The following is a 21,700-nucleotide window of genomic DNA, read 5'->3' as shown; positions in this document are numbered from 1 at the left end:
CGTTTGTGCATTTGACTTTCGTCCAATTCGGCGTCTCATGATGGTGTCGGCCCGGGAGGCTGGCAGCTATGGAGGGACTAATCATATGGACATGAACACGCTTCTTCCGATCATCATTCAGATCATTACAGGCATTATCGGTGGTCAGGCGGTCGGCGCGGCGATCAAGACGGCGGCGATGGGTCAGCTTCCCAAAATCCTGGGCGGAGCCATCGGCGGCGTTGGCGGCGCGGCGATCCTCGGCAGCCTGCTCGGCGGCGGCGCGATCACTCCTGACGCAGCCGCGGCGGCCACCAGCGGCCTGGGCAGCGCGCTCAACCTGCAGAACATCGTCGGTGGCGCAGGCGGCGGCGCGATCCTGACCGGCATTCTCGGCGCGGTCATGGGCGCCATGAAAAAGTAAGCCTGCCAATCTCGGGCTGGCAAAATGGGCGGCTTCGGCCGCCCATTTCTTTTTGGACACGCACTGTTTGACCTTCCGGACGTGGACGGTCTTGGCCGATGCCTCTACATGATCGCTGACACAGCGAAAGGACGATCATGGGTCAGCTCAATGCCGGTATCGTGCCGGTCACTCCGTTCCAGCAGAACTGCACCATCCTGTTCGACATGGACGACAAGCACGGCGTGGTGGTCGATCCCGGCGGCGACATCGACAAGGTGCTGGCGGTGTTGAAGGACAATGCGATCACCGCCGAAGCGATATGGATCACGCATGGCCATATCGACCATGCCGGCGGCGCCATGGAGTTGAAGGAGGCGCTCGGCATCGAGATCATCGGCCCGCATGAAGCCGACAAGATGCTGCTCGACAATCTGGAAAACCAGGGCAGGCGCTACGGCATCGACGGCGTGCGCAATTGCGTGCCCGACCGGTTCCTTGCAGAAGGGGAAACTGTGTCGTTTGGCGGCCATGTGTTCGAGGTGCTGCATTGCCCCGGCCACGCGCCCGGCCATGTCGTCTACTACAACCGCGCCGCCAAATTCGCCCATGTCGGCGACGTGCTGTTTCGCGGCTCGGTCGGCCGTACCGACCTGCCGGGCGGCGACCATGCGGCACTCATCGCCTCGATCAAAGACAAGCTGTTGCCGCTCGGCGACGACATCGGCTTCATTTGCGGCCATGGCCCCGGCGGGCGCTTCGGCGAGGAACGGCGGACCAATCCATTTTTGACCTGAATGAATGAGGTCTGGACCGCCCTGGGTTCGAAAGCCCAACAAGCCGACAACAAAAAAAGCGCCGGCCTTGCGGTCAGCGCTTTTTGTCTGGGGCAGGGAAGCCTCAGTTGGCGGTGCAGAAATGCTGCTCGCCGTCGCTGCCGGTGAAGGTGCCGGTGCGGGAATTGAAGGTGCGGTAGCGATCCGAGCAATAGTCGTACCAGCCGCGCGTCCAGGGTTCGGCGTAGCGGTCGGCATAGACCACCTGCGGTTCCACATAGTAGCGGCGGACCGGAGCCGGGCGCACGAGCACCTGACGATCGTAGTAACCGTCATCGTAATAACGGTCGGAATCGGGCGGCGGCCGGTCATTGGCCAATGCGCCACCAATCAGCGCGCCGGCGGCAAGGCCGAGAACGCCGGCTGCCACAGCGTCGCCATTGCCATGGCCGTGATGGTGCCAACGGCGCCAGTCATCGGCATTGGCTGCCGAAAAGGTCCCCAGCGTGGTGGCGACCACGGCGGCGGACAGCACGGCTGTCTTGAAAATGCGGTTCATCTTGGTCTCCTTCGTACCGGGCCGTGCAGGTCTGCAGGGGATACGGTCCGGCTTTACCAGTGACTAATATGAGACCGTGGCTGAACGGGGGCTGAACGAAATTTTGACCACGCGCATTCTTTCACGGCATCAACAGCCGCACCCTCGGGGCGCGGACCTGACCTGCCGGAGCCGGCGTCGTCCGAAGCCGGCTCAGCCGACCGACAGGTTGACGGCCTTGGGTCCCTTGCCGCGCTTGTCCGGCTCGGTGTCGAATGTCACTTTCTGCCCATCTTCGAGACCGGGAAGACCCGACGCCTGCACGGCCGAAATATGCACGAAGACATCCTTCGCGCCATCATCCGGTGTGATGAAGCCGAAGCCCTTGGCATGGTTGAAGAATTTGACGGTGCCGGTCTGCGGCATGGGAAGCTCCTTTGATCCCATAAACTCCAGTCTCGGGCCGGCAAATGCCCGAGAGGAAATTTGTCCTTTATTTTAGCGTCATCGGCAAGAGAAAGTTTTGCGGGCACTTAAAGCCCGCCGCGCTTTAAGTGCTTGTTATGATGCGCGTCATTGGCCGGAACCCGGATGAACTTGCCGGTAACATGCGTTCATGCTGCACTGCTGACATGAAAAAGGCGCGGCGAAAACCGCCGCGCCTTTCAAAAATCTGTCTGCCTGCCCAGGTGCTGGTCAAGCTCCTCGTTCGCTCATCCGCCTGGGACGTGCGGTGCGCCGATCGCTCAGGCTGCGCGCAGGTTGACCGCCTTCGGGCCCTTGCCCATGCGGTCCGGCTCGACGTCGAAGGTGACCTTCTGGCCGTCGACGAGCGTGCGCAGGCCCGAGGCCTCGATCGCTGAAATGTGGACGAACACGTCCTTGGCGCCGCCGTCGGGCGTGATGAAACCGAAGCCTTTGGTTGCATTGAAGAATTTAACGGTGCCGGTCTGGGCCATTGGGGAAACTCCTTCACCCGTTCAGTCTTGGTGGTCCTGCCCGCCACCTGGCGTCGAGGGCAGTTCCTGGTGGTTGCTTTCGGCAGTCATGCATTGGCGCATGGTCAAACCCCCCGCCGAAAAACGGGGCCGTCAGAGATTCACAGTATCGGGGAAAGGTCGTCCAAAACGTTCCGCTCTCCGGGTCGCAAATGCCCGAACACAGAATTTATCGCACGGAAACGTGAAGGTTGCAAGATAGCGCCGCGGGCCGCCGCCATGGGCGCATCCCGACGCATAAATCGACCGATCAAAGCGTCGACCGGCCGCAGATAGGCTTCGTTGGCCGAGGGGTCATCGGCCCACAGCCCCGGTCATGCATGGGCCAGAAGCGATGATTGCCGGCGACGCGGCGGGACCCGACCGATCCCGCTGTCATTTCCCGATAGAGGCCGCGGGCGGGGTTGCAATCGGCAGTGGAATGGCGAGGATCATGCCATTGGCGACTGATCTAAATCTTGTTTTGAGCGATATCATTGTCAGCGAACCGCCAGGCAGTCTTGGGCGGTATGCACCGGGACGGGGATCGAGGGAGAGACGATCATGAGGTTGCTTGCGGCAATCTTTTCACGGCAGGGTTTTAGCGTCCTGTTCCTGTCGGCAATTCTTGCCGCCTGTACGGTCGTCGTCGATGACGGACCGCGCCCGCGTCCGCCGCGCCCCGAACCGCAATTCTGCACCAAGCAGTACGAGCCGGTCTGCGCCCGGCGCGGCGACGATCGCCAGACCTTCGCCAATGCCTGCCTTGCCGGCAGGGCGGGTTACCGCATTGTGCGCGATGGCCCCTGCCGCGATGGTGGTGGTGGTGGCGGCCAGCAGGCCTTCTGCACCCGCGAATACGCGCCGGTGTGCGGCCGCCGGCATGGCGAGATGCGCACCTTCCCCAACGCCTGCGAGGCCCGCGCCTCGGACTATCGCATCGTCGGCGAAGGGCCGTGCTGAGAACTTACCTTCCCTCCTTGTCGAAGAAGCGGAAATTGCAGTTATTCTTCCACGCCGACATAAGCCTTCGTCCTGAGCAGGCCGGCCAGATGAGCGGCGTTTGAAGCCGCCATTTCGATGGCTTCGGCGACCTTGTCGGGAGTCTTCGGCAGGTCGACATAGTTGACGTCGCCCATGGCTTCACCGACCCAGTAGACGCCGCCATTGGCGGGGATTGTGAAGCCGACGTCGTTCAGCGCCTGGAAGCATTCCGCGTGGCAGTGATGCGCGCCGTCCTCGTTGCCGACGATCGCCACCAGCGCCACCTTGCCGGCGGCCGGCATGCGGCCCTTGTCGTCGGTTTCGTCGAGAAAGGCGTCCATGCGTTCCATGACGCGCTTGGCGATGCTTGACGGCTGGCCCAACCAGATCGGCAGACCGAGGATGAAGATATCGGCGGCGACAATCTTTTCTCGCAGGCCAGGCCAGTCGTCGCCCTTGCCCATGTCGGAGAGCACGCCGGGCTTGATGTCGTGATCGACAGCCCGCACGACCTGGCCCTTCACGCCATGCGGTTTGAGCGCTGCGAGCAGATCGGCGATGATCTTGTCCGTGGACGATTTTTCCTTGTCGCCGGAAGCTTTCAGCGAACAATTGATGGCAAAGGCGGCAAGGGGCATTGCGGAACTCCTGCATAGGGTTGTGCACGCTCAACGTCACAAGGCGCTTGCGGTTGCGCGGCGGGCGAGATCCAAACATGGCTGCCTAGGCAGGATACGCCCCATCGGCGGGTCCTGCATAAAAGCTCGCTGCCGTGCTCGTCGGAAATGCGCAGGCGGTCGGGGGTTTGCGGCATGGACAGGCTGTGGAACAGCGCGGTGGCGCATTGCAGCGCCGCACGCAGGGTCGGCGCCTCCAGCGACACCTTGTCGAGCGTCGCTTCCTCGGTGTCGCGCGACCGGTAGAATTCGATTACAAAGTTCAAGCAAGCCTCCGAGCGGAATATTGCGTGAGCATGTTGCGTCAGTCCATTGTCTGCTCACGGCAGCGGGTGTGCGCACTCAGCGCCGCTCGGGCTGTCAACCCTTGGACTTCGGCTTCAAGCCGCTCTCCGCCTGCTTGACCGACGAGCCGAACGGGGAGGCAGGCTTGGCCACCACCTTGTCCTTCTTCGGCTTGCGCACCTCGCGATTGCTTCGCTGCTGACCCTTGGACATGACTGCTCCTGATGCGCGTTGGCTGGGCGTGTCGGCTGGCTTTCCGCTCAGGTGACCGGATTGTCGGCCAGTTCGAGATTGTCTTCCGTGGTGACCCGTTCGTGGGTCTCCTGCTCGCTTCGGATACGGTATTGCGGGGAACCGTCCTTGACCGGCAGCCTGCTCTTGATCTCGAACAGTTCCGCGGTCTTGCTGAGCAGGCCGGTCCGGCTTTTCATGCGCACGGTCTGGCCGATGGCGAAGAGATGCGAGGGCGTGTCGGTGCGCGGACGCGCATTCTGTTGGAAACGGATCATGCTGCATTCTCCCGGTCGCGCATCAGCGCGGTTTCGAGGTCCATGTAGTCGATGGCGACAAGCTGGCTGATGGGCGGGTTGTTCATCGCCCTTGCCGGCAGATGGATGAAGGTGGCGATGCGGCGCCAGGCAAGCCGCGACATGCCATCGATCAACTCTTCGTCGTGATCGATGTCGTAGTCGCCAGCCGGCAGTTGTCCTTCCAGGCCACCGAGCACGAACGGTGCGGTGAAATGGGCGATGGAGCGGGTGGTGCGGTCCGGCATTGTCCTGGCCTTGATATTTCCCCGCCTCGTGGCGTCACGTAAACAGCGGTCTGAGAGCAAAAAAGCGGGGACACGACGAATGTGCCGCGCGTCCGGTACCGGCAATTTGGAATGAGATTGGCGGGTCGAAAACCTCCGACGCCGCGAGATGCCAATTCTGGCCCAAACGATATCTCCCATATAGCTCAACTTTGCGCTCTCTTCAAGAAGAATTGTTGAATTACCCGCCTCGGATAGAAAAATAGGCCTCTATAAACTTTCGAACAATTCCGTTAGGGTTCAAGATATTTCTAAAAGTTTCTTGGAAACATGCCGAGTTTTTCCTTGACGCCCGTACTTTTTATTTTTTCTAAAAAGGATAAAACCATGGTTTCAGTCAGAACCTCGAAAGGGAAGACGGTGGCGATCAATCCGATCGTCAAGCCAATCGCCACATACGCCAATGGCGCCGCTGGAAAGCCGATGGCCGTCCAGTCGGCGCGGCTGACCATCAGAAGCGACGAGGCGGCAAGGCGTACGATCTCCGACACCGACGGCACCGTCAGGCGGGCCAGGCAGGTTGCCGAGACCAACCGCCTGATCTGACCGCTTTCGCGGCGATGTAGGGCACAGAACCAAGCAAAGCCTTGAACGTGCCGCGCCGATGGCCTAGATCGCGGGCAGGCGCGAAAACACGGCAGGTGTCCCATCAACAGAGATCAGAGAAGAGCGGCGGGTGCGGGAGCTACGTCTGGCGCGGCCAAGTCTGGCGCCGGAGGACGGTCGCCGCTGGGCCTCGACCAGTATGTGCAGCAGGCGCTGCAACTGCATCAGGCCGGGCGCCGGCAGGAGGCCGAGGCGATCTACCGGCAGGTGCTGGCGCGTCAGCCCAAACACGCGGCCGCGGCGCATTTCCTCGGCTTGCTGCTGCACCAGACCGGGCGCAGCGAAGAAGACATGGATTTCCTGGAGCAGTCGGTTCAGCTGCAGCCGACGAACCCCGACTTCCTCAACAATCTCGGCACGGTGATGCGCGATCTCGGCCGCGTCACGGCGGCGATCGATTTCTTCCGCGGCGCGGTGGACCTGCGGCCGGAGCAGCTCGCGGCGCGCGACAATCTCGGTTCGTCGCTGAAGCAGATCGGCCGGTTCGAGGAGGCCGAGGACATCTATCGCGGCACAGTGCAGCGCAATCCATTCCACGTGCGCGCGCGCATCGGGCTTGCCGAAACCCTGCAGGAAGCCGGACGCCTCGACGAGGCACTGGCCGTCTTCCAGGAGGCCCTGACCATTCGCCCCAAGGATGCCGACCTGCTGCACGGGCTGGGCGTCGGCCTGATGGAGAAGGGCAAGCTCGGCGAGGCGACAGACCTGTTCCGCCAGGCGGTGGCGATCCAGCCCGGCATGGCCCGCGCGTGGCTGATGCTGACGCAGGTCAAGCGCCAGAAGGAGCGCGATGCCGAATTGGCCGGCATGGAGGCGCAGCACGCCAAGGCGCCTCAGGACAGCCTGGCACGCATGCAGCTGTCGTTTGGCCTCGGCAAGGCCAATGACGATCTCAAGGATTACGGCAAGGCCTTCGACTACTTCGCCGAGGGCAATGCCATCCGCCGCAAGGGCATCGACTATGATCCGGTGAAGACGCGTGCCGAATTCGAGGCGATGAAGACCGTGTTCGATGCCGGCTTCTTCGAGAAGCACAGGCCGAGCCCGATCACCGACGATGCGCCGATCTTCATCGTCGGCATGCCGCGTTCGGGCACGACGCTGGTCGAACAGATCATCGCCAGCCACCCCCAGGTTTATGGCGCGGGCGAGCTCAGCATCCTGAAGACGGCGGTCGGCAGGCAGTTTCCGTCGGACATGCCGGGCGGCTTCCCCTGGGGCGTGGCCGACACCGACGATACCGATTTCGGCGAGGCGGGGCAGGCCTATCTCGACATGCTGCATGCCCGCTATCCGCATATGCGCCACGTCACCGACAAGATGCCGGGCAACTTCCTGCTCGTAGGCTTCATCCGCATGATGCTGCCGAAGGCCAGGATCATCCACTGCGCCCGCGATGCGGCGGCGACATGCCTGTCGATCTACAAGGTGCATTTCCGCGGCGACAGCCACCGCTATGGCTATGACCTCGGCGAACTCGCCGATTTCCACAATCTCTATATCGACATCATGGCGCATTGGCACAAGGTGCTGCCCGGCGTCGTGCACGATGTGCGCTACGAGGACTTCGTCGCCGACCAGGAAGGCCAGAGCCGGGCGCTGATCGACTATCTCGGCCTGCCATGGGACGATGCCGTGCTGTCGTTCCACGCGACCGACCGGCCGGTGCGCACGGCATCCGCCGCGCAGGTGCGCCAGCCGATGTACCAGGGCTCGGTCGATTTGTGGAAGCGCTACGGCGACCGGCTGAAGCCGCTGCTCGACAAGCTGGATTAGCGAGCGGGTCGCGGAGATGCCCATCAGCTTCGTCATCCTAGGGCGAAGCAGGAGCGAAGCTCCGTCGCGAAGACCCTAGGATCCATGCCGCGACCTCGATCGAAGAATGCCGCGGGGAAGAAGTCTTCGCCGTTTCCGATATTTTGACGTTACGGCACGGATCCTATGGTCTACGCCGCGTCGCTTCGCTCCTTGCTCCGCCATAGGATTGTTTGGGCGCATCCCCCTCGGCGAGGGCGCGCACGCTAAGCTTATTCAGTCGGTGCGTTCATTGCCCAGGCGACGCCGAAGGGATCCTTCACCTGGCCCCAGCGGTCGCCCCAGAACATCACCTGCAGCGGCGTGACGATCTCGCAGCCGGCGTCGACGGCGCGTTTCCACCAGGCGTCGATGTCATCCTTGCCGAGATGGAGCTGCAGCGTATAGCCCTGCGCCGCCTGGTGCGGATGGCCGTGTTCCGGATAGGCGTCGCCGAGCATCAGCGTCGAGCCGTTGATGTAGAGATGGATATGCATGGTGCGGCCTTTTTCATCCGCCGGATAGGCAAAGACTTCCTCGGCCCCGAAAGCCTTCTTGTAGAATTCGGCGGCCTTGATGGCGCCGTTGACCTGCAGATAGGGGGTCAATCCGCCAAGTACTTTGGCGCGGGGCGGGGTCTGGTCGGTCATTCTCGTGTTCCTCTTCACGTTTGGCATGGCCTTGCGGATCATAGGACGGATGAGGTGACGCCAATCCTACAGGGCCCGAAAATTTTTCGCCGCGGCCGGATCATCGGGCACCGGCCGGCTTTTGAGGCCGGTGCTGCCGCGGCGGGCCATATGGTCATATGACCTTGGCCGAGGACGTGGCCGCGCGACGGCTGTCGCGGGCATCGAAGATTTCCGGAAAGCCGATATCCTTGCGCAGTTCGGCCGGCAGCGACAACAGGATGCGTTCGCTGCGGTGACGGGCGCGCGCCGCGGCATAGCGGGTTGCGATGCGGCCGATGGATGACAGGACGGACATGATGACTTCTCCCTGGGTTGGCGCCGGCATCATCGTGTCGGCATCCCAAGGACGAGGCAGCAACGGGCGATCCGACAGATTGTCGAATTTTTTCTCTGTTACCGGCGCGGCGCCCTTACGTCAGGCAGTAGTCTCCAATCGTTCGATCGTTTCAAGGTCGGCTCTCTTGGCCTTCCCCTCGACGGCGAGGTCATAGCTTGCCTGCATGTTCATCCAAAACTGCGGCGTGGTCCCAAAAAACTTCGCAAGGCGCAGTGCGGTATCGGGCGTTACCGGTGTCGTCTCGCTGGCTAGGCGCTCGATGCGCGTGCGCGGCACATGCAGCTTTTTGGCCAGCGTGTAAGGCTTCAGACCAAGCGGTATGAGATACTCTTCGCGGAGAATTTCTCCGGGATGGATGGGCGGGTTGATATCAAGCATTTGGGACCTGCCTTCAATGGTAGTCGGTTATTTCAACATCTTCTGCTTGCCCATCCACCCAGCGAAAGCAGATGCGAAACTGATCGTTGATGCGGATCGAATGCTGACCGGCACGGTTGCCTTTCAACGGCTCAAGCCTGTTGCCGGGAGGCGTCTTGAGATCTGACAGTTCGGCGGCGTTGTCGATCATGTACAGCTTCCGTTGGGCCGGTCGGACAAGATCCGAAGGGAAGCCCTTTGGAGCCTTGCCGTTCGAAACGGCTTGGCTGGTCTTGTCCTTGAACGAGCGTATCATCCGTGGGGTTCCGACGGACGTACCATGACATGATACGTTTCAGGAATCAAGAGTACGTCTCATGAAATGATACCAAAGGTGCGCCCTGTCAGTGACAGGCCGAAACTTCATCGGCAATGCATCTTCGTCGCCGCTCAGCCGGTTCCTTCAGCCACTTCGCGGAAGAAACGCTCCGGGTCTTCGACCTCGGTCAGCTTCTGCTTCTCGACCAGCCAGAAGCGGTTGCCGACGGCACGGATGAAGGAGCGGTCGTGCGAGGCGAGCAGGCAGCTTGCCTGGTGCTTCAGCAACTCCTCCTCCAGCGCTTCCTGGCCGTCTATGTCGAGATGGTTGGTCGGCTCGTCGAGCAGGTAGAAGTTGGGATTGGCGAGCCTGAGCGCCAGCATCATCAGCCGCGCCTTCTGGCCGCCCGACAGCACACCGATCCTTTTCTCCTGCATCTCGATGACCACGCCGGCGCCGGCGAGCAGCGAGCGGGCGCGCTGTTCGCCGACATCGTAGCGGCGCGAGACCATGGCCAGCGGCGTGTCGTCGCCGCTGATGCCGGATAGCGCCTGGTCGCTGTAGCCGAGCACTGTCGACGGCGTCACCTTCACATTGCGCACCGCATCCTGATCGAGGATGGCGTTGCGGATCAAGGTGACGAAGCGCGACTTGCCGACGCCGTTGCGGCCGAGCAGCACGATGCGGTCGCCCTGGCAGATGTGACGCTTGCCGGTCCGAAACAGCAGCGTGCCGTCGGGCGTTTCCACCGCCGCGTCGTCGAGCGTGATCAGCACCTTGGCGTGCGTGCCGCGATTGGCGAGTTTGATCGCGCCCGCCGATTTTTCGCGATGCGCCGGATTGGCTGCCTCTTCGAGCTTTTCCGCGCGCTGGTTGAGCTGCTTGGTCTTGACCGTCAGCAGGTCGCTGCCCGAATTGATGCCGATATTGTTGAGCTTGGCCGCCTGCCGGCGCAATTGCTGCGCCACTTTCATGTCGCGCTGGAATTTTCGCTCGGTCGAGGCGTCGACCTCGTCCAGCGCTTCCCGGGCCCGTGAGTAGGGTAGCGAAAACACCGGCGACTGTTCCGGACGCAGGAACAGCGTGCGGTTGGTGGTGGCGTCGAGGAAGGCGCGGTCATGGCTGGCGATGATGACGGGCACGTCGCGCGGCAGCGCGTTGAGCCAGGTTTCCAACTGGCTGATGCGGGCGAGGTCGAGATGGTTGGTCGGCTCGTCGAGCAGCAGCACGTCGGGATCGGTGACCCAAACGCGGGCGATCAGCGCCAGCCGCTGCCAGCCGCCGCTCAGCGCCCGCATCTCCCGCTCGCGCATTGGCTCGGGCACGTCGAGCGAATCGAGGACCACGTCGACGCGCCACATCTCGCTGTCGGTCTGCTCCGGTGGCAAGGCATCCGCCACCACCTGGTAAAAAGTACTGCCGAGCAGGGCAGGGGCAACGGACTGTTCGACATGGCCGACGCGCAGGCCGCGCGTGCGGGTGATGTCGCCCGTTGTCGGCTCCAGCTCGCCGGCCAGGCATTTCAACAAGGTCGACTTGCCGCGGCCGTTGGCGGCAACGATGCCGAGCCGGTCGCCAGTGCCGATGCTGAGGTCGAGATTGGAGAAGAGCGGCGCACTCATGGTGACGCCGAGGGATTTGAGGCTGATCAGGGCCATTTTCGATTTCTCTGGTCTGTCCGGAAAGTCCGGGTCAATGCACTTTGACGGTGCGCGTGCCGGCTATCAGGCCAGGCGTTGCACACCACGAAGGGCAGACCAAAAAATCGAAGCGGGAAAAAAACCCGGACCGTCCCTGGTCAGCCCTGCAAGCTAGCTCGCAGGGCAGAAATCGGGCCACGCTGACGATGGTGACGAAAAAACGTAAACACGTGAGCCCTCCTTTCGAGACGTTCGAGTGTGACGACTGGGTACAACGAGGAGGGGGCGAATGGCAAGGGGCGGGCAAAGTTGACAGCCACAACGGAGTCGCTGCGTTCCTTCGCGCCCCCCTCTGGCCTGCCGGCCATCTCCCCCACGAGGGGGGAGATTAGCTGTCGTCGGCGCCTCGCCAATCGCCAGCGCTGCAAGATGCAAGCCGGCGCGTGAGCTGCCAATCTCCCCCCTCGTGGGGGAGATGTCCGGCAGGACAGAGAGGGGCGCTGTCCCGCCAGCATTTCGGCATGGTGAAAGCTACTTCCCCGGCCGCCCGGTCTTGCCAGGCCTGCGCTTTTCGCGGCGGGCGTCGCCTGGATCCTCGTAAGAGCCGATGCCGGCGCGTTGGCGCACGATTGGTTTGTCGTCGCGTTCCGCTTGGGGGGGGATTGGCTGCGGCTTTGCCGGCACTTTTCCCTCGACCGGCGTCTCCGTGCGCCGCACGGTCATTTCGTCGAGTGAGTTCTTCTTGAACAGCGGTTTGGTCGCGTCGCCCGGGATGCCGAAATCGGAGCCGTGCGCCTCTTCGGCCGACTGCTTCTTGAACAGCGAGCGCGACACCGCGCCTGAAGGTGTCGGCATGTCGGTACCAGGCCCCATATCGTCCAGCGACGGCTTGGCGAACAGCGGCTTCTTCACCGGTACGGCGCCGTCGGCGCCCATCTCGTCGAGATCGGGCTTGCGGAAGAGGTTGGGCCGGGCGGCCTTGGCCGCCTCTTCGGCGGCACGTGCCTGGTCGAGCTTGCGGAACCGCTCCTGTTCCTCAGCCGTACGATGCTTGGCCACGCCCTTGTTGTGCTTGCCTTTTTCGCGGCCCGAGGCCGGACTTTGGCCTTCCACCTCGCGCGCCAGCGGATCGTCGGAGATCGACAGTTCCATCTCGCGCAGCCGCTTGATCTCGTCGCGGATGCGGGCCGCCTTCTCGAAGTCGAGATTGGCGGCGGCGTCGCGCATCTGCTTGTCCAGCGCGTCGAGATGGGCTTTGAAATTGTTGCCCATCATGGCGCCGGCGCCGTCGGTGAACTGCGAGATATCGGCGCGGACATGGTCCTTCTCGTAGACCGAGTCGAGAATGTCGGAGATCCGAGACTTGACCGATTCCGGCGTGATGCCGTTGGCGGCGTTCCACTCCATCTGCTTTTCGCGGCGACGGTTTGTCTCGGCCATCGCCCGTTCCATCGAGCCGGTGACCTGGTCGGCGTAGAGGATGACCTTGCCGTCGACATTGCGGGCAGCGCGCCCGATGGTCTGGATCAGCGATGTCTCCGAACGCAGAAAACCTTCCTTGTCGGCATCGAGGATGGCGACAAAGCCGCATTCGGGAATGTCGAGACCTTCGCGCAGCAGGTTGATGCCGACCAGCACGTCGAAGGCGCCGAGGCGCAGGTCGCGCAGGATCTCGATGCGCTCCAGCGTGTCGATGTCGGAATGCATGTAACGAACGCGCACGCCCTGCTCGTGCAGGTATTCGGTCAGGTCCTCGGCCATGCGCTTGGTCAGCACGGTGACCAGCGTGCGGTAGCCGGCGGCCGTCGTCTCGCGGATTTCGCCGACGACGTCGTCGACCTGGCTCTTGGCCGGGCGCACTTCGACCGGCGGATCGATCAGGCCGGTCGGGCGGATGACCTGCTCGGCGAAGACGCCGCCGGCCTGCTCCATTTCCCAGGCGCCCGGCGTCGCCGAAACGGCAACCGAAAGCGGCCGCATGGCGTCCCATTCCTCGAAGCGCAGCGGCCGGTTGTCCATGCAGGAGGGCAAGCGGAAGCCGTATTCGGCCAGTGTCGCCTTGCGCCTGAAGTCGCCGCGATACATGCCGCCGATCTGCGGCACGGTGACGTGGCTTTCGTCGATGAAGACCAGCGCGTTGTCGGGAATGTATTCGAACAAAGTCGGCGGCGGATCGCCAGGCTGGCGGCCTGTGAGATAGCGCGAATAGTTCTCGATGCCGGCGCAGGAGCCGGTGGCTTCCAGCATTTCGAGGTCGAAGCGGCAGCGCTGTTCCAGCCGCTGCGCTTCAAGCAGCCGGCCGGCGCGCTCGAGTTCCACCAGCCGGTGCTTGAGCTCTTCCTTGATCGACTTGATCGCCTGGTTGAGCGTCGGGCGCGGCGTCACATAGTGCGAATTGGCGTAGATCTTGACGCTCTTCAGCTCGCCGGTCTTCTGGCCGGTCAGCGGGTCGAATTCGGTGATCGCCTCGATCTCGTCGCCGAACATCGAGATGCGCCAGGCGCGGTCTTCCAGGTGGGCGGGGAAGATTTCGATCGTGTCGCCGCGCACGCGGAACGAGCCGCGCACGAAATTGATGTCCTGGCGCTTGTACTGCTGGGCGACGAGGTCGGCGAGCAGGGCGCGCTGGTCGAGCCGGTCGCCGATCTGCATCTGGAAGGTCATCGCCGTATAGGTCTCGACCGACCCGATACCGTAGATGCAGGACACCGAGGCGACGATGATGACGTCGTCGCGCTCGAGCAGCGAACGCGTCGCCGAATGGCGCATGCGGTCGATCTGCTCGTTGATCGAGGATTCCTTCTCGATGAAGGTGTCGGTGCGCGGAACGTAGGCTTCCGGCTGGTAATAGTCGTAGTAGGAGACGAAATACTCCACCGCATTGTCGGGGAAGAATTTCTTGAACTCGGAATAGAGCTGCGCGGCCAGCGTCTTGTTGGGGGCCAGGATCAAGGCAGGGCGCTGCGTCTCCTCGATCACCTTGGCCATGGTGAAGGTTTTGCCGGATCCGGTAACGCCGAGCAGCACCTGCGTGCGGTCGCTGTTGTCGACGCCTTCGACAAGATCCTTGATGGCGGTCGGCTGGTCGCCCGCCGGTTCGAAGTCCGACACCATCTTGATGGCGATGCCGCCTTCGGATTTCTCCGGCCGGGCAGGGCGGTGCGGCGTCCACAGCACGCCGTCCTTGTGCAGCGGATTGCCGGATTCGATCAGAGCCGAGAGCGCTGCCACGGTGGCGGTGACGCCACTGGACGACATCGTCTCGGCTTCTTCCAGCGAGATGTCGAGCCCGGCGACCGGATTGAGGCCGGCCGCCGTGCGTTCGCGGGCCGACGCGGCGCCGCCCATCGAGGTGCCGCGCGCGGTGCGGCCCGGCGCCGCGGAGCGCTCTGGAATCTTCTTCGGCGACTTGGCGCCGCCGCCTTTGCCCGCGGCGCGGCCTTCCCGTTCAGCCTCCTGTTCGATCTGCTCGGCCCAATCCGCGATCGAACCGGTTAGCGGCGTGCCCGTCAGCTCAGCCTGCGGCATCTCGGCGAAGCCGCCCTTGTGCAGCGGCTCGGACGCGTCGAGGAAATCGGTCAGCGGGCTGCGCCGCTTCGGCGCGGCGCGGTCGTCATCCGCCGTCGGCGGCGTTCTTTTATCGGGGGATTTGGCCATGTCCCGAATATGGGAGGTCTTGGCGAAAATGGAAAGAGCGCGATGAAGGCTGGCCGGCGGGCGCGTCATGCTCCTGACAGAAGGCTGTCAGGAGGTGTCGGTGGGTTCCGCCTTATCTCAAGCGCCGCTTCCGTTCGACGCGACCCGGGTCGCCGATCCCTTCAGGCGATCCACTACGACGAGGCGTGTAACCCTGCCCTTCTTGAAGGCGGCGAGGAAGCGGGCATAGTCCCGGAAGACGACGCAGCCATTGGATTCGGCGCGGCCGCCGCGCAGCATGTAGGTATGCGCGAGGAGGCCGTTGCGGTTGTATTTGTTGCCGCCGCTCGTCGGTGTCAGGCGGATCGCCTCGACGCCGTGGAAGCGGGATTCGCGCAGCGACAGATTGTAGGTGTCGGGCGGCGTCGGACCACGGTCCTTCACGTGGACATAGCGCGGCTGGTCAACCATGGCGCCGAGGCCGGAATGCGCTTCGAGCCGCTGGCCGTCCGGCATGTAGACGGTCTTGGCGCTGATGTCATAGACGGCCACGCCATGGCCAGCGCCGCTTCCGGCACTGGGGCCGTTGAACAGGTTCCTGAACGCCTGGCCGAGGCCGCCCGCAGGGGTATCCGGCTTGGCATAGGCCAGCACGTCGCCGTTTTCGCCGGAGCGGCCCTGGCGGGCAGGCTGCCTGGCCACCTCGACCGGCTTTGCCTGAGGTGCAGGCTTCTGTGGCAGTGCCTTGGGCTGCGGAGCCGGCTTGTCCTGCTCCACGACCTTGGGCTGCGGAGCCTCATATTGCGGGCGGCGGGTCGGCAGCGGGACGCCGTCGGTAAGCGCATCCGGCAGCGAGGCGGCGTCGCCGGGCTGTTCCTGCTGGGTCTCCACCGGCGCAACCGCGACATCGGGTGAGGATTCTGTCATCGGCAGCGGCGAGGCGAAGGCTTCGTCCTCGACCGGCATCGACTCGACGAGGGCAAGCGCCAGCTGCGCGTTGTCGGGCGTTTCCGACTGGGCAAAGCCCGTCGGCGCCGGCGCGGTCTGCACGACGGAACCCGTATCGGCGCGGGCGAAGCGTTCCGCCGCCGGAGCCGGCATGTCGTTGGACAGGCTGGCCATGACCTGGACGGACGGCACGAGAGACGCCTCGGTGACTTGCTGGGCGGCGGTGGAAATAAGGGGATGGGTGCTGGCTGGGGCCGCCGGCTTTCCCGCACCGGCGAAGGCGGCGGCAAGCTTTGTCGGCGACAGCGACGCTTCCATCAGCTCGAAGCGTTGCTGCGATTTCGACTTCGCCGGCGTTGGTTTGACCTGTGCCACCAGACGCGCGGATTTCTCCGCCTTGGAGGTTACCGCGGCCAGCTTGAAGCAGCTGGCGCCGCACTGTACGGCATGGTCGTGCAGCGCCTGCGCGCCGCCATGGGCATTGGCCATCACGAACGGCGCCGAAGAGCTGAGGAAATGCTGTTTCAGCGGATCGGCGAGAGCGAGAACGCCCGGCATGGACAGCGTCTGCGGCAGGCCTGCCGACGTCGCCGAGAGCGAGGCGCCGACGGAGCTGAGGCCGGCCATGGTGCCGATCAGCCATAGGCCGACGGCAACGCCGACGCCTGGCACAGCGACCCAGGGGACAACCCGTTCAGGGGTGAAGGATGAGGCACGTGACGCTTCGACAGCGGTCTCGCCGCCCCAACGCCTGTCCCCGACAATTTTACGACTCAAGAACGCCATGCAACCAATCTTGCTCCAATCGGCTCCCACGTCCGCGGCTGTGATAGCCGCGACGACCATTCTGTGAGTGATCCCAGGTGGTCCCCGACGCGTTTGCCGCGCCTGTCGTTAGTTGCCGATTGCTTCAAAATATGGACAAAGTTGGTTAACCAATCCCTCTCAAAACCAATCGAGAGACGTGGACTTTGTGCCGAAAAAGGCTCGTCCACGACCATGCACGCGGTATTGCAGCCCTTCCAAGGCTGTTTTGCTGCCTGTTTTTGCCTGTCGAGTCAAGCAAAACAGCCCTTGCTAATCCTTGCAAAAACACGATCGAGCGCTTCCCGCGGCAATGAGGCGCGCCGACAGGCATCGGCCGCGCCGCCGCGAACGCCACCGGGTGCCCGCGACTACTGTTGCCGTCCTGCCACAATTTTTCGGCCTGGCGGATCGACTTCCGGCGGCCGATTGACTCGTTTTGGGAGGCGGTGCAATCCGGTCAAGTGCTTGGTTTCAAGGTGGCAAAGGGCACCTTTGGAGGCTTTTCCATGAAGCGTCGGGACTTCTTGGCGCTGTCGGCGGGAGCCGCGGCGTTTTCCATTCTTCCGGCCGCCGTCAAGGCTGCCGTGCCGGTTCCCTATGACCGCAATGCGGAGGTGCCGTTCAAGGATAAGAAGTCCTTCATCGACTGGATGGTGGCCAATCGCGGCGAGGATCCGAAGTTGCTGGCTGAGCGATTCGATCGCTTCCAGATCATGGTCTACAACAAGGACGTGCTGGACGATCGCAACAAGCGCGCCTTCCTGCTGACCCCGCGCGAGGAGTTCGTGCTGCCGCAGAACCTGGGCCGCGCCTATGATCATGCCTTCCTCGATATCGGCTATGGCGTGACGATTTCAGGCCCGCACCTGGTCGGGCGCATGACGACGGCCATCGACGTGCAGTTCGGCGAAGCCGTGCTCGAGATCGGCACCGGCTCGGGCTACCAGTCGGCCTATCTGGCCAACCTCACCGACAAGGTGCACACGATCGAGATCATCAATCCGCTGGCGCAGCGCACCCGCCGTATCTATGACGGGCTGATCGAGCGCGGCTACAGCGAATTCGGCGCGGTCACCAGCCGCAATGCCGATGGCTATTATGGCTGGGAGAGCGTCGGTCCGTTCGACAAGATCATCGTCACCTGCGGCATCGACCATATTCCGCCATCGCTGCTGCAGCAGCTCAAGCCCAATGGCGTCATGGTCATTCCCGTCGGTCCGCCGGGCGCCCAGCATGTGCTCAAGGTGATCAAGCAGCAGCTTGCCGACGGCACGTTCAACATCGTCCGCTCGGACATCTATAACGGCAAGGTGGTGCCTTTCGTGCCCTTCACCAAGCTGGAAGGCGACCAGATCGTCGGCACGCATAACGGCTGAGTCGCCGCGCGGCGGCACCGGCCTTGCTGAATTCGCATCGAGGGGCCTGAATGGCAGCCGTCGCATCGATCTCTCGACCAGGCATCGCCTCGCTGGAGGCGCCACGGCTTGCGCATTACCTCGCGGTCGGGCTGATCGCCGGCGCCATCATCGCCCTGCAGATCGCCGTCATGCGGGTGTTTGCCGTGGGCAGCTGGTCGCATTTCGGCTCGCTGGTGGTCAGCCTCGCCATGCTTGGTTTCTCCTTGTCCAGTGTCGTCATCTTCGCCGGCAAGGGTTGGTTCGATCGCCACTGGCAAGGCGCCGCAACGGTGGCCCTGTTGCTGATCGGCCCGCTCGCCGTCGGCTCCAACCTCATCGCCCAGACGGTGCCGTTCAATGCCATCTTCCTGGTGTCCGATCCCCAGCAGAAATGGCGGCTGCTCGCCAATTTCCTGCTCTACCTCCTGCCGTTCCTGGCCGGCGCCTTCTTCCTCGGCATCGTCTTCCTGAAAAGCCGCACCGCCTTCGGCCGCGTCTATTTCGCCGACCTGACCGGCTCGGGGCTTGCCGGCCTCGTCGTGCTGGTGTCGCTGTATCTGTTCGCGCCTGAAACCATCATCGTCGTGCCGCTGCTTTTGTGGGCCGCCGGTTCGCTGCTGTGGTTCGCCGCGTTCGGCGCCTGGAAGAGCGTTGTCGCGGGCCTGGTGGTCGCGGCGCTGTCGATATCAGGCTACCTCGTGCTGCCCGGGCTTACAGGCATACCCGACATCACTGTCTCGCAATACAAGGGTGTCGCCTATGCCCGCAACTTCCCGGACGGCAAGCGCATCTACCGCAGCGTCTCGCCGTTCGGCGATTTGCAGGTCTATGCCAGCTCCTACATGCATTTCGCGCCGGGCCTGAGCGACAACGCCGCCTTCGGCATGCCCGAGGTTCCGGCCAACACCTATGTCGGCATGTATCGCGACGGCGACGGGCCGGAAGGCATCATGCGCAACCTGGCGCCGGCCGAGCAAGTCTATTTCCGCTATCTGCCGATGCACTATCCCTATGTCATCAAGGAGAAACCCAAGACATTCGTTGTGCAGTTCGGCGGCGGCATTTCCACACAGGCCGCGCTCAATGCCGGTTCGACCTCGGTGACCCTCGCCGAGAGCAACCCGATGACGTTGCGGGCCTTCCGCGATCCGATCCTCAGGGATGTCACCGGCAATATACTGGCGGAACCGCGGCTCAAGGTGATCGACTATGACGGGCGCCTGTTCCTCGCCAACACGGCCGAGCGCTACGACGTCATCGACCTCAGCCTGGCCGACAGCGTCGGCCTGTCCAATCCCGGCGGCTTCGCCATTTCGGAGAAATACGCCTACACGCGTGAGGCGATGCTGAGCTACATGCACGCGCTTGCCGATGGCGGCGTGCTGTCGATCACCTTGTGGAACAAGGAAGAGCCGCCGAAATCGGTGCTCAAGCTATATTCGACCGTCGCCGAAGCGGCGGAGATTTTCGACCGCCAAGGTGCCGCCAACGATGTCTTCGCCGTGTCGAGCTATCTCTCCACCACGACGGTGCTGTTCAAGCGTGGCGGCTTCACGGAAACCGAAATAAAGACGCTGCGCGACTACACCAAATCGATGTCCTGGGAGGAAGTCTATTATCCAGGACTGGTTTATGACGGCTCGGGGGCGCAGAAGGTACTCGATGATTACCGCGCGTCGATCTTCGGCAGCGGACAGGACGCGACGCTCACCCAACCCGCCGACCCGACCACGCCTGCAAATCCTGACTGCGATCCGACCGCACCCGCCGATCCGACGCTCGATGCCTGCGCGGATGCCGATGCCGGTCCGCAGGTGTTGCCGGCGACGGAACTGCAGCGCATGAGCTGGCACGCACTTCTGACCGGCGGCTGGGAAAAGCTCGCGAGCGACTATGTCTTCGACGCGCGTGCGCTGAGCAACGATCAACCTTATTTCGCGGCCTATGTGAAGGTCGCCGACCTGCCGCGCACGCTCGACCGGCTCGACCTGTTCCAGGACGATTGGGGCTATCTGCTGATCTGGGCGACGCTCGGCATTGCCTGCATCACGGCGGCGTCGCTGGTGTTGTTGCCGGTGCTCTTCGGCTGGCGCATCGTGTTCTCGCGCTCGCGCGGGAAGCTCGGCACCATCCTCTATTTCGCCTGCCTCGGCCTCGGCTACATCATGGTCGAGGTCGGGCTGATCAGCCGCTTCACCGTGGCGCTGGCCAATCCGACCGTTTCGGCCTCGGTGCTGATCTCCTCGATGCTGGTGTTTTCCGGTCTCGGCAGCCTGTTCGCCGAACGCATCTTCGACCGTGCCAGGACGCTGCTGCCGGTGGTGCTGCTGGCCATCTGCGCGCTGCTGCTGATTTACGGCTTCTATCTGTCGCCGGTGCTCGACTGGATCGGCGCCTATCCCTATGCGGTGCGGTTGCTGCTCTGCTTCCTCTTGGTGTCGCCGCCGGCCTTCCTGATGGGCATGCCGATGGCCACCGCCATGACCTGGCTGGCGCGGCTCGGCAAGGAGCATCTGTTCGTCTGGGCCTGGGGCATCAATGGCTGCTTCTCGGTGATCGGCTCGGCCGCGGTGCCGATCGTCGCCACCAGCTTCGGCCTCAGCGCCGTGCTGCAATGGGCTGGGATCGCCTATCTCGTCGCCATTCCGGCCTTCTTCGCGGTGCTGTTGCCATCAAGGGCGCCGGCTCTCCGGGTGGTGCCCGCTTGATGCCGGACCGGCGCGCCATCGTCGCCGGACTGCTGGCCACGGCGGTATTCCCGGCCGCAAGCCAGGGCGCGCACTCGCACAAGGCGATCTCGACCATCGTGCCGTTCAAGGCGTCGCCGTTTCCGTACCGGGGCAAGCTGCCCGACGGCTCCGCGCCGTTTCTCGACGTCGATGCGAACGGCCGCCACGGCCACACCTCGCCGCGTGGGGGAATCTACTGGGAAGACGAGACCTATTCGGACCGCTCGACGCTGCTCGCGATTCCCAGAGGTTTCGATGCCGCCAAGCCTGCTGTCATCGTCGTGTTCTTCCACGGCAACGGCGCGACCTTGCAGCGAGACGTGGTCGGGCGCCAGCGCGTGGTCGCGCAGGTCGAGGCTTCAGGCCTCAACGCCGTGCTGGTGGCGCCGCAATTTGCCCGCGACGCGCAGGATTCCAGCGCCGGCAATTTCTGGACGCCGGGCTATTTTTCCGGGTTCATGGCCGAGGCGGCGCAAGGCCTGGCCAGGCTGACCGGCGCCAAGGCGGCAAAATTCGAGGCCATGCCGGTGGTGCTGGTCGCCTATAGCGGCGGCTACAATCCGGCCGCTTCCGTGCTTGGGAATGGTGACATTGGCGGCCGCCTGCTCGGCGTCATCCTGCTCGACGCCGTGTTCGACGAAGCCGACGTCTTCGCCGACTGGATCGCGCATCACAGGAAGAGTTTCTTCGTCAGCGCCTACGGCAAATCCTCGGCCTCGGGCAATGCCGAGATCAGGCAGGCGCTGGCAGGCAAGGGCATCAATGCAAGCGCCGATCCGCCGCGGCGGCTGGAAGCCGGCACCATCGCTCTGCTCGCCTCGGAAGCCGCCCATGACAGCTTCGTCACCAAGGCATTCGTCAACAATCCGCTGCAATGGCTGCTGGCCCGGCTGCACGGGTTCGCGCGATAGGATCTGTGTACATCAGGCCGGCTGAATTCCATCAGCCCTTGCCACTTGAAACCTGGCACTTGAAAGGTTTGGTTTTTGAAGCTTAGTGCCCGGC

General features: G+C 63.4%; 23 protein-coding genes. 8 read left to right on the top strand and 15 right to left on the bottom strand.

The window, feature by feature from the left end:
- The first annotated feature begins 85 nt into the window (after positions 1-85).
- Both EN851_RS10675 and EN851_RS10670 read left to right on the top strand, forming a co-directional pair.
- Positions 86-403: a hypothetical protein gene (locus EN851_RS10675; RefSeq protein WP_127278400.1), complete on the top strand. Its 318-nt coding sequence runs from the start codon at positions 86-88 to the stop codon at positions 401-403.
- A gap of 137 nt (positions 404-540) precedes the next feature.
- The gene (locus EN851_RS10670; RefSeq protein WP_127278401.1) at positions 541-1,179 is read left to right on the top strand and encodes an MBL fold metallo-hydrolase; all 639 of its coding nucleotides are present in this window, start codon (positions 541-543) and stop codon (positions 1,177-1,179) included.
- 103 nt (positions 1,180-1,282) lie between these two features.
- Here EN851_RS10670 and EN851_RS10665 read toward each other — a convergent pair whose 3' ends face one another.
- The 3 genes from EN851_RS10665 to EN851_RS10655 all read right to left on the bottom strand — a co-directional run bounded on the left by EN851_RS10665 (position 1,283) and on the right by EN851_RS10655 (position 2,655).
- Positions 1,283-1,717, bottom strand: a complete 435-nt coding sequence (locus EN851_RS10665; protein WP_127278402.1) for a BA14K family protein — start codon at positions 1,715-1,717, stop codon at positions 1,283-1,285.
- A 192-nt stretch (positions 1,718-1,909) separates the two neighbouring features.
- Positions 1,910-2,122, bottom strand: a complete 213-nt coding sequence (locus EN851_RS10660) for a cold-shock protein (protein WP_008877668.1) — start codon at positions 2,120-2,122, stop codon at positions 1,910-1,912.
- A 320-nt stretch (positions 2,123-2,442) separates the two neighbouring features.
- Positions 2,443-2,655 carry a cold-shock protein gene (locus tag EN851_RS10655; RefSeq protein ID WP_006202520.1) on the bottom strand — a complete coding sequence of 71 codons (213 nt, stop codon included), beginning with the start codon at positions 2,653-2,655 and terminating at the stop codon, positions 2,443-2,445.
- A 582-nt stretch (positions 2,656-3,237) separates the two neighbouring features.
- Between EN851_RS10655 and EN851_RS10650 the strand changes: the two genes are divergently transcribed.
- Entirely contained in the window at positions 3,238-3,636 is a 399-nt protein-coding gene (locus tag EN851_RS10650) for a Kazal-type serine protease inhibitor (protein ID WP_127278403.1), read from the top strand.
- 41 nt (positions 3,637-3,677) lie between these two features.
- Here EN851_RS10650 and EN851_RS10645 read toward each other — a convergent pair whose 3' ends face one another.
- The 5 genes from EN851_RS10645 to EN851_RS10630 form a co-directional block, all read right to left on the bottom strand.
- A complete protein-coding gene (locus tag EN851_RS10645) occupies positions 3,678-4,295 on the bottom strand; it encodes an NAD(P)H-dependent oxidoreductase (protein WP_127869748.1) in 618 nt (205 codons plus the stop codon).
- A complete protein-coding gene (locus EN851_RS37035; RefSeq protein WP_245511697.1) occupies positions 4,259-4,600 on the bottom strand; it encodes a hypothetical protein in 342 nt (113 codons plus the stop codon). The genes EN851_RS10645 and EN851_RS37035 overlap by 37 nt, the downstream gene beginning before the upstream one ends.
- A 94-nt stretch (positions 4,601-4,694) precedes the next feature.
- Complete coding sequence (locus tag EN851_RS36265) at positions 4,695-4,832, bottom strand: hypothetical protein (protein WP_167498789.1); 138 nt, start codon at positions 4,830-4,832, stop codon at positions 4,695-4,697.
- Positions 4,833-4,879: 47 nt separating this feature from the next.
- Complete coding sequence (locus EN851_RS10635) at positions 4,880-5,128, bottom strand: hypothetical protein (protein WP_127278406.1); 249 nt, start codon at positions 5,126-5,128, stop codon at positions 4,880-4,882.
- Positions 5,125-5,394: a hypothetical protein gene (locus tag EN851_RS10630; protein WP_135929198.1), complete on the bottom strand. Its 270-nt coding sequence runs from the start codon at positions 5,392-5,394 to the stop codon at positions 5,125-5,127. The genes EN851_RS10635 and EN851_RS10630 overlap by 4 nt, the downstream gene beginning before the upstream one ends.
- Positions 5,395-5,760: 366 nt before the next feature.
- Here EN851_RS10630 and EN851_RS10625 point away from each other — a divergent pair, with 366 nt between their 5' ends.
- Together EN851_RS10625 and EN851_RS10620 are read left to right on the top strand one after the other, a co-directional pair.
- Complete coding sequence (locus tag EN851_RS10625; protein WP_127869747.1) at positions 5,761-5,979, top strand: hypothetical protein; 219 nt, start codon at positions 5,761-5,763, stop codon at positions 5,977-5,979.
- 201 nt (positions 5,980-6,180) lie between these two features.
- Positions 6,181-7,815 carry a sulfotransferase gene (locus tag EN851_RS10620; protein WP_135929197.1) on the top strand — a complete coding sequence of 545 codons (1,635 nt, stop codon included), beginning with the start codon at positions 6,181-6,183 and terminating at the stop codon, positions 7,813-7,815.
- 251 nt (positions 7,816-8,066) lie between these two features.
- Here the strand turns inward: EN851_RS10620 and EN851_RS10615 are convergent, their stop codons facing one another.
- From EN851_RS10615 to EN851_RS10585, 7 genes are all read right to left on the bottom strand, one after another.
- Positions 8,067-8,483 carry a glyoxalase/bleomycin resistance/extradiol dioxygenase family protein gene (locus EN851_RS10615; RefSeq protein WP_127278410.1) on the bottom strand — a complete coding sequence of 139 codons (417 nt, stop codon included), beginning with the start codon at positions 8,481-8,483 and terminating at the stop codon, positions 8,067-8,069.
- Between the two features lie 154 nt (positions 8,484-8,637).
- Positions 8,638-8,820 (bottom strand): hypothetical protein, encoded by a 183-nt coding sequence (locus EN851_RS10610; protein ID WP_023770253.1) that lies wholly within the window; start codon positions 8,818-8,820, stop codon positions 8,638-8,640.
- Positions 8,821-8,940: 120 nt separating this feature from the next.
- Positions 8,941-9,240 carry a HigA family addiction module antitoxin gene (locus EN851_RS10605; protein ID WP_135929196.1) on the bottom strand — a complete coding sequence of 100 codons (300 nt, stop codon included), beginning with the start codon at positions 9,238-9,240 and terminating at the stop codon, positions 8,941-8,943.
- 13 nt (positions 9,241-9,253) lie between these two features.
- Complete coding sequence (locus tag EN851_RS10600; protein WP_135856120.1) at positions 9,254-9,535, bottom strand: type II toxin-antitoxin system RelE/ParE family toxin; 282 nt, start codon at positions 9,533-9,535, stop codon at positions 9,254-9,256.
- Between the two features lie 134 nt (positions 9,536-9,669).
- Positions 9,670-11,196: an ABC-F family ATP-binding cassette domain-containing protein gene (locus EN851_RS10595; RefSeq protein WP_135929195.1), complete on the bottom strand. Its 1,527-nt coding sequence runs from the start codon at positions 11,194-11,196 to the stop codon at positions 9,670-9,672.
- Positions 11,197-11,709: 513 nt separating this feature from the next.
- On the bottom strand, positions 11,710-14,835 hold the full coding sequence (gene uvrB, locus EN851_RS10590) for an excinuclease ABC subunit UvrB (RefSeq protein ID WP_135929194.1): 3,126 nt from the start codon (positions 14,833-14,835) through the stop codon (positions 11,710-11,712).
- 117 nt (positions 14,836-14,952) lie between these two features.
- Positions 14,953-16,548 carry a DUF2778 domain-containing protein gene (locus EN851_RS10585; protein ID WP_127869742.1) on the bottom strand — a complete coding sequence of 532 codons (1,596 nt, stop codon included), beginning with the start codon at positions 16,546-16,548 and terminating at the stop codon, positions 14,953-14,955.
- A 527-nt stretch (positions 16,549-17,075) separates the two neighbouring features.
- Here EN851_RS10585 and EN851_RS10580 point away from each other — a divergent pair.
- From EN851_RS10580 to EN851_RS10570, 3 genes are read left to right on the top strand one after another with little or no spacing between them, the layout of a single operon-like run.
- Positions 17,076-17,945, top strand: coding sequence for a protein-L-isoaspartate O-methyltransferase (locus EN851_RS10580; protein ID WP_135867468.1), 870 nt, complete (start codon positions 17,076-17,078; stop codon positions 17,943-17,945).
- A gap of 50 nt (positions 17,946-17,995) precedes the next feature.
- Positions 17,996-20,674, top strand: coding sequence for a hypothetical protein (locus EN851_RS10575; protein WP_135929193.1), 2,679 nt, complete (start codon positions 17,996-17,998; stop codon positions 20,672-20,674).
- Entirely contained in the window at positions 20,674-21,606 is a 933-nt protein-coding gene (locus EN851_RS10570; RefSeq protein WP_135929192.1) for a hypothetical protein, read from the top strand. The genes EN851_RS10575 and EN851_RS10570 overlap by 1 nt, the downstream gene beginning before the upstream one ends.
- Positions 21,607-21,700 lie beyond the last annotated feature (94 nt).

The organism is Mesorhizobium sp. M8A.F.Ca.ET.208.01.1.1 (assembly GCF_004791315.1).
Classification (GTDB): Bacteria; Pseudomonadota; Alphaproteobacteria; order Rhizobiales; family Rhizobiaceae; genus Mesorhizobium.
This window is presented reverse-complemented; position numbering and strand designations above follow the sequence as displayed.